Genomic DNA, 12,292 nt, shown 5'->3' with positions numbered 1-12,292 from the left:
TGAATGTTTTAGGCAGATTTGGGGAATCTAAAAACTAACAAGATATAACCTGCATGAATCAGGATTAATTTTTTATTTGGCCTTTTTATTGGTCACAATGTGTTTAAGAGAGTATTTTAAAATACTGCCTCCGAAAAGTCTCACGTCGGAGGCAGTTGTATTAGATGTGGTTTTTCAGTTTTACCGAATTACCACCCTGGATTTTGTTTTAAATCGACACCTTGCGCTTTGTACAAATCAATGTCATTCGTTGGAATGTTCATTAAATAATGCTTAGGTTCGAAAGTTCTTGTGCTTGCTGGGTATATTTTCACATATCCATTTCCGTCCACAACAGTTTGCGATCCAACTGGAGTTCCAATTCTAGCTCCTAGGTTCACATCAGGGTTTTTGCTAGTGTCTAAGTAATCTCCTTTTTTCCAACGATAAATATCAGCTTGTCTTAAAGTAGTCCAGCTCATGAATTCGATTTGACGTTCACGACGAACTTCCCAGATTAACGGATTTACAACACCAGAAAGTTGTTCTAGAGACGAAGTTCTTCTTGGGTCATTAATCTGCACACCATTTGCAGAAGCATTTGTTCCATCTGTTGTTAGAGGAGCAATTCCTGCACGTGCACGAACTTTATTGATCGATAAATCAAGATCGCTGTTGGTTGCTGTTCCTAACTCAGCGCAAGCCTCAGCATAATTTAAATATACTTCGCTTAGAGTAAATAATGGAGCGTCTGTGTAGTTACGTCCTCCAGTAGTTACATCTGGACCAGTTGTAGCAGGGTTGTTGTACAATTCAAATACATATCCTGACATAGAAACCAAAGCTGCAGTACCAAAAGGTTTTCCTTTATAACCATAATTTGCTGGGTTTACTGTTTTTGCAAAACGAGGATCTCTGTTAGCAAATGTTTTAGCAGCCGTATCGTCACCAGTATATTGGCTGTTTCCAGCTTGCTGAATAGGCAATCCGTTTGTGGTTACGTAGCTATCAGCTGCCCATTTTGTTAAACCGTACTGAATCGTTGAAGTATTCGTGTAGTTTTGAAGTGAGTGCATTAATACGTTTGTTAAGTAACGTTTTGCCAATATCACTTCAGTATTTCCAAGTAATTCAACTGAATTGTAAAGTCCTTTCCAATCTGCATTCAATTTGTAGCTTGGATTGTTCATGATCATCAATGAAGCTGCTTTTGCTTTGTTTAAGTAAGCGCTTCCATCTTGACCTAAATGGTATTTTCTGTATGTACCTTCGTAAAGGCAAGCATTGCTTAAAGCAGCGTAAGCAGTATATTTATTTGCTGTAACGTTTTTATCATCGCTAACCAACATTAAATCTGCAGCTTCTTGTAATTCTGCAATTACTTTGTCCATAATTTCGGCTCTTGGTTTTGCAGGAGCGTATACTTCTGCATCAGCTTGAGCTAAATATTGATCAGTATACGGTACATCACCAAATTTTTGCACTAAACGGAAATACGTATAAGCTCTAAAAAATTTAGCAACTCCAATATAGTGGTTCTTTTTCTCCGTAGACATACTTACTGTTGGTACTTTTTCCAGCATCAAGTTACAACGACGGATAAGCGTGTAATATTCATTCCAAGAATAAAGATTTGTAGTTGCAGCTGTAACTGGCATTTGATAGAAAGTAAAGGCAGACAAGTTATCATCTACTCTGTAATCACTTCCATGATAGTAAAAGAAAGAAAGTCCGATTGTCGTTCCGTTTCCATAACCATAAAAAGTATCATAATTAAGCCATGAAAAGGTTTTTACGTTATCTTCTGACTGCCAAAAGTTATCGTTTGTAAATTTATCTGCTGGATCATCAGTAAGATAATCTGAACAGCTAACTGCGCTTCCTGCAAGTAAAGCAGTTGCAAACATTAGCAGAAACTTAGATTTTATATTATATTTTTTCATTGTAAGAGTTTTGAATAGTTAGAGATTAGAAAGAGATATCAACACCAACTGACCATGTTTTTGTGTAAGGATAAGCTCTTCCCCAGAAAACTTCTGTTTCGTCGATTTCAGGATCTACAGGAAGACGTTTGTCTGCCCAAGTCGCAATATTTTCACCAGAAGTATATAATCTTACTTTTTCTAATCCTGCTTTTTTCACAAGAGCTACTGGCAAATTATATCCGATAGTAAAGTTTTTTAGACGGAAATAAGACATGTCTAACAAATATCTTGTAGAAGTAACAAAGTTGTTCTGACCTTGAGTACCTGACCCAAAAGTATTTGCTTCGTTACCATAGTATGGATTTGGAAAATAAGCATCTGTGTTTTCTGGAGTCCAGTAATCTGCTTGGTTTGCGTACATTTGCTGAGGCGCACGGAAGAAAGGCAATACAGCATCTGAAGCAGCCCAGTAATCACGTTTTCCAACTCCTTGGAAGAAAGTAGAAATATCAAATCCGCGGAATTTACCACCTAATGTGATACCGTATCTGTAACGAGGAGTTGAGTTACCAATTTTTTTCAAATCTCCATGATCATCTGCAGTTCCAGCTCCACGAGTAATAGCTCCATCGCCATCTACGTCTACATAGTGAACGTCTCCAGCTCCGTATTTAAAGTTTCCACCCATTGTTTTAGAGTAGTCAACACCATTTACCGTTTTTCCGTTATTAGTAATTACGTCATCAGCCTGTAAAAGTCTATCACTAGTTAATCCCCAGATTTGACCAATTTCATAACCATCATAGTAAGGTTTCGTATCTGGAGTAACTAAAGCTAATAATTTAGAAGAGTTGTTCCATTTTGTAATAACCGATTTAGAATCAGATAAAGCAAGATCAACAAAAACAGAAGCCGTTTCGCTTAAATTTTTATTAAAGTTCAAAGAAAGCTCCCAACCTTGAGTTCTCATGTTTCCTGAGTTAGTTTGTGCAGAAGTCTGTCCAAATGAACCTGGAAGTGTTATACCAGGAGCAAGCATTCCTTTTGTATCACGCTGATACCAATCAAAAGAAGCACCCAGCATATCAAATATTTTAACATCGATACCCACATCTTTTGTCATTACTTTTTCCCAAGTTAATGCAGGGTCTACGTTTGTTGGTAAGTTTGTAGAAGGAGGAAGAGTAGCACCGCTATTTACCCAAGAAGGATTTTTAGCTGTCATGATCGATAAGAAAGCATTGTTTCCAACGTTTTGGTTACCGATTGATCCGATAGAACCACGCAATTTAAGATCGTTTAACCATCCGCGAGTTCCTTCCATAAATTTCTCGTTCACAATTTTGTATCCTACCGAAGCAGAAGGGAAGAATCCCCATTGTTCGTTGGTTGGGAATCTTGATGAACCGTCATAACGAGCATTTAATTCAACTAAATAAATTCCGTTGTAATCGTAATTCACACGACCAAAGAAACCAGCAATTGAGTATTCTGTTTCCGTCGGATTTAAATCTGTGTTTGCAGCTCCAGAAACAAATTGTTCTCCTACTGCAAGGTTAAATTCTGGTTTAGATTTGTCCAAAAGTGTATTTCTTCTTGCATAGTTGCGCGATAAATTTTGCCATTCTGAGTTGAAACCAGCTAAGAATTTGAAATTATGTTTGTCAAATTGTTTTTTATAGTTACCATAAATGTTTACCACATTTGTAGTTGACTCTTGTTTTGATTGTCCAACAAAATCATTTCCTGTTTCAAGAGTTGCAGGAGTAGCAGTTTGAATCGTAGTTGCATCGTATGGCATTGCAGACCAGCTGTCCCATGCTAAGAATTTACCACCATTTTGTTTTCTGTTGTAGTAATCGTTTACACTGCTAATTTCAGTGATAAGGTTTAAATCTTTTGTAATATCTGCTGTAAATCTAGCGCTTAACCTTGTATTACGTTTATTGTTTTCGTTTCTAGAAGCATTAGATAAATATCCTCCAGCTGTACGGAAATTGTATCCTCTGTAAGTTCCAAAATTTGGGAAATATTGCCCCCAACGAAGCGCATAACCAAAGTAACCTCCGTAACCTGTGTCATCGGTTCCAGAACCTCCATAATAGTTAAACGGTTGATCATAAGAACTATTGATTGTCATTACTTTGAAATCTCCAGTAAGCCAATCTGCTAATTTTGTTGTAAAACCTAAGTTGATGTTGATTCTTTGTCTTTTTTCCTGATTTACTCTTAACATACCATCTTGGTTGGTCAATCCGAACGAAGCAAAGAATGAACTTTTATCACCTAAATTTCCTTGTGCAGAAACATTATGCGTTGTTTGTAACGCATTACTAGCATACAATTCTTTATTTGCATCCCAAACTCTGTAAAAATAAGGAACACCATTTTTTATTTCCCAATCTTCTCCATAAACCATTTCATTACTGGTACGATTGTTTGCGTATTTTGCTTTCCAATTTTTAATTCCGTCTAATAAAATGCTGTAGTTCTGACCAAAAATCTCTGGAGTAGAACCATCCGTTCTTGTTCCTGCAGCGATCAATCCTGGAATTTCTTCTGTTGGATCTAAGAATTTAAGTGTAGAAATCGGATTTACAAAAGCAGTATTTGCTGAATACGAAAATCTCACTTTTCCTTCACCCGTTTTTCCGCTTTTTGTAGTAATAAGAACAACACCAAACGCAGCACGAGCACCATAAATAGATGCAGAAGCAGCATCTTTAAGTACAGACATCGTTGCGATATCATTTGGGTTAATCAATGATAAGTCGGTAGGAACACCGTCTACTAATATTAAAGGATCGTCTGAACCATTAATTGTACCCGCTCCACGAATGTTGATTTTTGCGGCACGGTTAATATTTCCTGAGTTAAAATTAATGTTTACACCCGGAGTAGTACCTTGTAAAGCTTTACTAACATCAGTTAAAGGTCTGCTTCCAATTGTTTTAGCAACATCAATATTGGCAACAGCTCCTGTTAAGTTCGTTTTTTTCTGAGAAGCAAAACCTACAACAACAACTTCGTCTAGTTTCGAAGTGCTTTCTATAAGACCAACATTTATTTTCTGTTGGCTTTCCACTTTAATTGATTGAGTTTCATAACCCATATAACTAAAGCTTAGAGTTCGTCCCGGCGCTACAGAAATGCTGTAGTTTCCATCAAAGTCAGTGGTTGTGCCATTATTTGTTCCTTGAATAACGACGCTGACTCCTGGAATTGGAATTCCGTCTGCTTTGCTTTTTACTGTTCCAGTAACTGTTTTTGCTTGTCCAAATGCTGCTTGAATGCACAAAAACAACACTGAAATAAAGAGTAACTTTTTCATGATTAATCTGGTTTTTTATGGTTGTTGTTGAAGCAAATATATTTATTTATTGCATATAAATGCGTTATTTTGGATTTTTTTTCTAAAAATAATTTAAAAAACGCAAAATAACGCAAGTTTTGATAAAAAATAATTATTGATTTTGTTTTTAAAATCTTACTAATGCATGATTTTGCAGTTTTTGGGCTCTTTTCTGATATAGAATGAAATATTTGATATATTTGTGATGAATTTTAACTTTTATAAAAAAATGCTGAAAGCCGAGAGACATAAATACATAATGACTAAACTTATTGAAGACCAAAAAGTTGTTACAACAGATTTAGCTTTGGCTCTCGATTTGTCTGAAGATACCATAAGAAGAGATTTGAATGAATTGGATAGTAGAAAGCAGTTAGAGAAAGTATACGGCGGTGCTGTTCAAGTTAAAGAAAAACCTGCAAATGTATTTGATATTGCCATAACGGCAGAAGAACAGAAAAAGCAAATCGTAACAAAAGCATTGTCTCTTCTTCATGATGATCAGGTTATTATAATGAGTGGAGGAAGCACTAATTTGGTTTTTGCAAAGTTAATTCCGGCCGATTTGAAAGCTACAATATATACTTATAGTTTACCAATCGCCATGCAGTTGTCTCAGCATCCTAATATTGATTTGATTTTTATTGGCGGGAAAATGCAGAAAAACGCAATGGTAACAATAGGTATGGATGTAATTCAGGTGGTTTCTAAAATTAAAGCCGATATTTGTTTCATTGGTGCCAGCAGTATTAATATCAAACAAGGACTTACAGAAGTAGGTTACGAAATCTCAATTGTAAAAAAAGCAATGATAGAAGCTTCTGATAGAGTGGTTTCGATGTTTGCTTCAAATAAATTAAATACCAAAATGCCTCATGGTGTTTGCGATCTTACCCAGCTGGATACTATTGTAACAGAATTAGATCCAGAAGATGAAAAACTAGATGAATATAGAAAATCTGGAGTCTTTATCTTATAACTTTTAAACTTATTTAGTATAGTTTTTGCGTTTTGTTGCGTTATTTGAATTTTATTATGTTAAAAAACGCAAAATAATGTATTTGTATGCTTTTTTGTATCTATATTTGTTAAAACTAATTTTATTAGTCAGATATATTTATGAAAATCATTCCTTCGTTTGCTCGCCATTTCTGTGCTGTATTTGAAGAAGTTAGAAGCTTCTAAATAGGAACTTTAATAAATATTGAATTCTAATAAAATTTAGAATGTATTGTTTTTGCCGAATAGCTTTTTAGCAAAACAGGAACAAAACATTTATTAAAGAACCAAAAGCAACAGAACCAATTAAATGTCCGATTCTCTCCAATTACAAGAATTAGAAACTTCACTAGAAGGAACTCTTTTTTATGATGACCTTCATAAAAAAATATATGCCACAGATGCCTCTGCTTATAGAATTATGCCTCTTGCCGTGGCCATTCCAAAATCAGAAAATGATATTGTAAATATTATTCGGTTTGCTTCCAAAAATAAAATTTCCATAACGCCCAGAACAGCAGGAACATCTTTGGCGGGACAGACTATTGGAAGCGGAATCATTGTAGACGTCTCAAAACATTTTAATAAAATTGTTTCTTTTGATCCTAAAAAGAAAACCATAACGGTTCAGCCTGGAGTAATTCGTGATGAACTGAATTTATATTTAAAACCGCACGGACTCTTTTTTGCTCCAACTACATCCACAACCAATAGATGCATGATTGGCGGAATGGTCGGAAACAATTCGTCGGGAACAACTTCAATTCGTTATGGTGTTACCCGAGATAAAATTGTAGAAATAAAAGCCGTTTTAAGTGACGGAACTACTGCAGTATTTAGAGATTTAACTTCGGATGAATTTATCGAGAAAACAAAAGGAGATTCTTTAGAAAATAAAATTTATAAAACGATTTACGACGAACTTTCGAACAAAGAAAATCAGGAAGAAATCTTAAAAGAATTTCCAAAACCAGAAATTCACAGACGAAATACCGGTTATGCAATTGATGTTCTACTGAAATCGAAACTTTTTTCGGGAACTGAAGATACCATCAATTTAGGAAAACTCCTTTGCGGAAGTGAAGGAACTTTGGCCTTTACAACAGAAGTCACTTTGAAAGTGGACGATTTGCCGCCAGTACACAATATTATGGTTGTGGCACATTTTCATACCATTCAAGAAAGTTTAGAAGCCGTTGTCACTGCCATGAAACATCATTTGTACACTTGCGAAATGATGGATGACACGATATTGGACTGTACCAAAACCAATAGAGAACAGGCTAAAAACCGATTTTTTATTGTAGGCGAACCAAAAGCAGTGATCATGCTTGAAGTTGGATCGCACATTAGTATGGAAGATGCCGAAATGCAAGCTGATGCTTTAATTAAAGATCTTCAAATTAATGGTTTCGGATATGCCTTGCCAAAAATTTACGGAACCGATATTGACAAAGTAAACGAGGTAAGAAAAGCAGGTCTTGGACTTTTAGGAAGTATTGTGGGCGACGATAAAGCAGCCGATTCTATTGAAGATACAGCGGTTGAACTAAGTGATCTCCCAAATTATATTGCCGATTTTGCAGCGATGATGGAAAGACACGGACAAAGTGCGATTTATTACGCACATGCTGGAGCGGGAGAGCTGCATTTGCGTCCGAAGATAAATTTGAAGACAAAAGAAGGATTGCATCAATTCAGAAATTTATCTACTGAAGTAGCACATTTGGTAAAAAAATATAGGGGTTCGTTAAGTGGCGAACATGGTGACGGAATTCTGCGTGGAGAGTTTTTGCCGTTTATGATTGGCGATAAAAACTACGAACTATTAAAAAGAGTAAAAAAAGCATTTGATCCTGATACTATTTTGAATGTTGGGAAAATTGTAAATGCTTCTAAAATGGATGAAAACCTTCGTTTTGAAGCGGGACGAGTAGAACCTGAAATAAAAACGATTCAGGATTTCTCAGATAGTTTAGGGGTTTTACGCGCTGCAGAAAAATGCAACGGTTCGGGTGATTGCCGAAAAATGCCTTCGGCGGGTGGAACTTTATGTCCGAGTTATCGTGCTAAAAGAAATGAAAAAGATACTACACGTGCACGCGCCAACGCTTTAAGAGAATATCTAACGAATTCTGAAAAAGAAAATAAATTTGATCACGAAGAATTATACAAGGTTTTTGAATTGTGTGTAAGCTGTAAAGCCTGCGCTAGCGAATGTCCGAGTAACGTAGACGTAGCGACATTAAAAGCCGAATTTTTATACCAATACCAAAAAGCAAACGGTTTTTCTTTCCGAAATAAAATTTTTGCTTTCAATTCAAAATTGAATGAATTGGGAAGTATTGCGCCATCCGTTACCAATTGGGCATCCAACCTTTCTTTCGTTAAAAAACGAATGGGAATTGCGCCTGAAAGACAAGTGCCGTTACTGGCTCCAAAGACATTTAGAAAATGGTACGAAAAGAACAAGAAACGTAATATAAACAGCTCTTTTGAGAATGGCAATGTTTATCTTTTTTGTGATGAATTTACCAATTATTACGATGTTTCAGTCGGAATCGATGCCTATGAATTATTAACCAAATTAGGTTATAACGTCATTATAATCGATCATGAAGAAAGCGGAAGAGCTTTTATATCAAAAGGTTTTCTGGAAGAAGCGCAGGAAATCGCCAATAAAAACATCAATACCTTTAAAAATATAATTTCTGAAAATACGCCTTTAATCGGAATTGAACCTTCGGCCATATTGACTTTCAGAGACGAGTATCTCCGATTGGCTGCAGACAAAGAAAGTGCGGAGAAATTAGCTAAAAATACTTTTACGGTCGAAGAGTTTTTCAAAAGAGAAATTGGAAACGGAAAAATTCACGCTGATCAATTTTCTGAGAAAGAGAAAAATATCAAAATTCATGGGCATTGCCATCAAAAGTCATTGAGCAGCGTAGAAGCTTCTTTTGCGATGCTGAATATTCCAAAAAATAATACGGTTACGATTTATAATTCTGGCTGTTGCGGAATGGCGGGTTCATTTGGATATGAAAAAGAACATTACGAAATCAGTATGAAGATGGGAGAAGATACTTTGTTTCCGAAAATCAGGGCAACAGAGTTATCTACAGAAATTGCAGCCGCAGGAACCAGTTGCCGCCATCAGATTTTTGACGGAACGAGCAGAAAGGCCATGCATCCCGTAACTATTTTAAAAGATTGTTTGAAATAATTTTTTGTATTTTCCCAGTGCTTTTCAAAAATATTATTTTATAAAAACATCAATTATGAAAAAAACAATTTACACTTTCTTTCTTCTTTTTATAGCCTTTGCAGTCCAAGCGGCGAAGGTTGACACTTTGCAAGTTTTTAGTCCTTCGATGCAGAAGAACATTAAAACTTGTGTAGTAGTTCCGGACAATTATAAAAAGAGCAAGAAAGCATTTCCAGTTGTTTATCTGCTTCACGGCTATAGCGGAAATTATGCTTCATGGGCAAAAGATTTTAAAGAGCTGGGAAAACAAGTGGATCAATACGGATTTATAGTGGTTGGAGTAGACGGAAATTACTCAAGCTGGTATTTTGACAGTCCAATAGACCCGAGTTTTAAATATGAAACTTATGTGGTAAAAGAATTGGTTCCATTTATTGATAAACAGTATAGAACAATTGCAGACCGCAAAGCAAGAGCCATTTCAGGTTTAAGCATGGGCGGGCATGGTGCTTTGTATCTGTCATTTAAACATCAAGATGTATTTGGTGCAGCAGGAAGTATGAGCGGAGGGGTAGATTTTCGTCCGTTTCCTGAAAATTGGGATATCAAAAAACGATTAGGTCCAATTACAGAATTCCCAGAAAACTGGAATGAAAATACTGTGACCAATATGCTGGACTTGGTAAAAGACAATAAACTAAAACTGATTATTGACTGCGGAGTTGATGATTTCTTTATGAAAGTAAACAGAGAACTGCATGCAAAAATGCTGGATCTAAAAATAAATCACGATTATATCGAACGTCCAGGCGAACATAATCTAAAATACTGGGAGAATTCTTTAAAATATCAGCTTTTATTTTTTCATGATTTCTTCAACGAAAACATAAAAACAAAGTAACGTTAAGTGCATTGCGAACTACCGATAATTCGTAATGCATAAATTTTGGTTGGTTATCCTAACAGGTTTTCAAAACCTGTTAGGTATTTTTTGCCACAGATTAAAGGATTAAAAAGATTTTTTTGTCAAAAATTAAATCTATTGAATCTGCTAAATCTGCGAGAGAAATAACCATCAAAAATTAGAAAAAAATAAAATTTGCAAGCTAACAGAAGATTTTTTTTTAAGTTTTTTTCCTTAATCTATGAAATTGCTCGCAAAGTCGCAGAGACGCAAAGAATAAAAAAAGATAAAAAAATAAAAAACTTTGCGCCTCTGCGCCTTTGCGAGATTAAAAAAAAAAGAAAATAAAACTTTTGCGAACATAGCGTAAACCACTGCGCTCTTTGCGGTTAAAATTTTCTGCCAACAATATTATACTAACTACCTAAAATAATAATTTATGAAAAGCCTAAAAATTATGATTTTGGTATTGCTGATTCAGACCAAAATTTTCAGTCAGCAGTCTCCAAAAAGAGAAATGCGAGCCGCTTGGATTTCTACTGTAGAAAATATCGACTGGCCTTCTAAACCAGGATTATCAGATAAAGAAATGAAGAACGAAATGATTGCCATTTTGGATAATCTGCGTTCTTATAATATGAATACTGTAATTTTTCAAATTCGCCCAACTGCCGATGCGTATTACAAATCAACCAAAGAACCAGCGTCGCATTGGATAACCGGAACTCAAGGCGTTGCGCCAGGTTTTGATCCTTTGCAGATGATGATTGACGAAGCAGGAAAACGCGGAATGAACGTGCATGTTTGGCTGAATCCCTATCGTGTGCAGAAAGATACGGTAAGAGATGTGCTTTCAAAAAATCATTTATATTTTAAAAGACCAGACCTTTTCCTGACGTACGGAAAAACGAGATATTTTAATCCAGGTTTGCAAGAAACCAGAAATTTCGTTTCTTCTGTTGTAGGCGAGATTGTTCGTAAATACGATATTCAGGCCGTGCATATGGATGATTACTTTTATCCGTATAAAATTGAAGGGCAGGAATTTCCGGATGAAAAAGCATTTGCCAAAGAACCGCGCCAGTTTAAAGATAAAGACGATTGGAGAAGAGACAATGTCGATTTAATCATCAAACAAATTAGAGATACCATTATCGCCAATAAACCAGAAGTCGAATTCGGAATTTCGCCATTTGGAGTTTGGAGAAATATAGCCAAAGATTCGCAAGGTTCTAATACAAGAGCAGGAGCAACCAATTATGATGATTTGTATGCGAATATCTTAAAATGGCAAAAAGAAAACTGGATCGATTATGTAACGCCTCAAATCTATTGGCACATTGGTTTTGATAGAGCAAACTTTGAAGTTCTGGCAAAATGGTGGGCAGAACACAAATATGGAGCAAATGTTTATGTGGGTCATGGCGATTACAAAATTTCAACTACTGCTAAAGAACCGGAATGGAGAAGTCCTGATCAAATTGTAAAGCAGATTGAAATGATTCGCAAAATGCCTCAAATTGATGGTTCAATGCATTTTACTGCTTCGACTTTCCTAAAAAAAGGAGATACGCTTAGAAATCCTCTTCTTCAAAAAGAATACAAATACATCGCTTTAACTCCAGAAGCAAACAGAATTACGAGATTAAAACCAGAACCGCCAACAAATGCAGTAATAGTTAAAAAAGGCGATAAAGCAGTTTTAACTTGGAAAGCGGCTTTCAATGACAAAAAATATGTGATTTACAGATTTCCAAAAGGAAAAATTACCGATTTCTCAAATCCTCAGAATATTTATTATGTGACAACGGCTCTAAAACTAGAAGTGCCAAACCCAGATTTGGAAAACTATGTTTATGCGCTCACCGCTTTGAGTCAGACTCAGACAGAAAGCAGTCCGATTGAATTTTCAACAAAATAAAATA

Annotated in this window: 6 protein-coding genes; 4 read left to right on the top strand and 2 right to left on the bottom strand. The window is 35.7% G+C overall.

Annotated elements, in window-relative coordinates; translation table 11 throughout:
• Positions 1 to 188: 188 nt before the first annotated feature.
• Both SOM12_RS02040 and SOM12_RS02035 read right to left on the bottom strand, forming a co-directional pair.
• Positions 189 to 1,922, bottom strand: coding sequence for a RagB/SusD family nutrient uptake outer membrane protein (locus tag SOM12_RS02040; RefSeq protein WP_320492208.1), 1,734 nt, complete (start codon positions 1,920 to 1,922; stop codon positions 189 to 191).
• 25 nt (positions 1,923 to 1,947) lie between these two features.
• Entirely contained in the window at positions 1,948 to 5,235 is a 3,288-nt protein-coding gene (locus tag SOM12_RS02035) for a TonB-dependent receptor (RefSeq protein ID WP_320492207.1), read from the bottom strand.
• Between the two features lie 226 nt (positions 5,236 to 5,461).
• On the opposite strand from SOM12_RS02035, the gene SOM12_RS02030 reads away from it, so the two are divergent.
• The 4 genes from SOM12_RS02030 (at position 5,462) to SOM12_RS02015 (ending at position 12,288) form a co-directional block, all read left to right on the top strand.
• Positions 5,462 to 6,235, top strand: a complete 774-nt coding sequence (locus tag SOM12_RS02030) for a DeoR/GlpR family DNA-binding transcription regulator (protein ID WP_320492206.1) — start codon at positions 5,462 to 5,464, stop codon at positions 6,233 to 6,235.
• Between the two features lie 330 nt (positions 6,236 to 6,565).
• Positions 6,566 to 9,481 carry an FAD-binding and (Fe-S)-binding domain-containing protein gene (locus tag SOM12_RS02025; protein ID WP_320492205.1) on the top strand — a complete coding sequence of 972 codons (2,916 nt, stop codon included), beginning with the start codon at positions 6,566 to 6,568 and terminating at the stop codon, positions 9,479 to 9,481.
• A gap of 55 nt (positions 9,482 to 9,536) precedes the next feature.
• Positions 9,537 to 10,364: an alpha/beta hydrolase family protein gene (locus SOM12_RS02020; RefSeq protein WP_320492204.1), complete on the top strand. Its 828-nt coding sequence runs from the start codon at positions 9,537 to 9,539 to the stop codon at positions 10,362 to 10,364.
• 442 nt (positions 10,365 to 10,806) lie between these two features.
• Positions 10,807 to 12,288 carry a glycoside hydrolase family 10 protein gene (locus tag SOM12_RS02015; protein WP_320492203.1) on the top strand — a complete coding sequence of 494 codons (1,482 nt, stop codon included), beginning with the start codon at positions 10,807 to 10,809 and terminating at the stop codon, positions 12,286 to 12,288.
• The last annotated feature ends 4 nt before the right edge of the window (positions 12,289 to 12,292 follow it).

Origin of the sequence: Flavobacterium sp. CFBP9031, from assembly GCF_034044945.1 — a bacterium.
Classification (GTDB): domain Bacteria; phylum Bacteroidota; class Bacteroidia; order Flavobacteriales; family Flavobacteriaceae; genus Flavobacterium.
The sequence above is the reverse complement of the archived record's forward strand: the minus strand, read 5'-3'. Positions and strand labels throughout refer to the sequence as shown.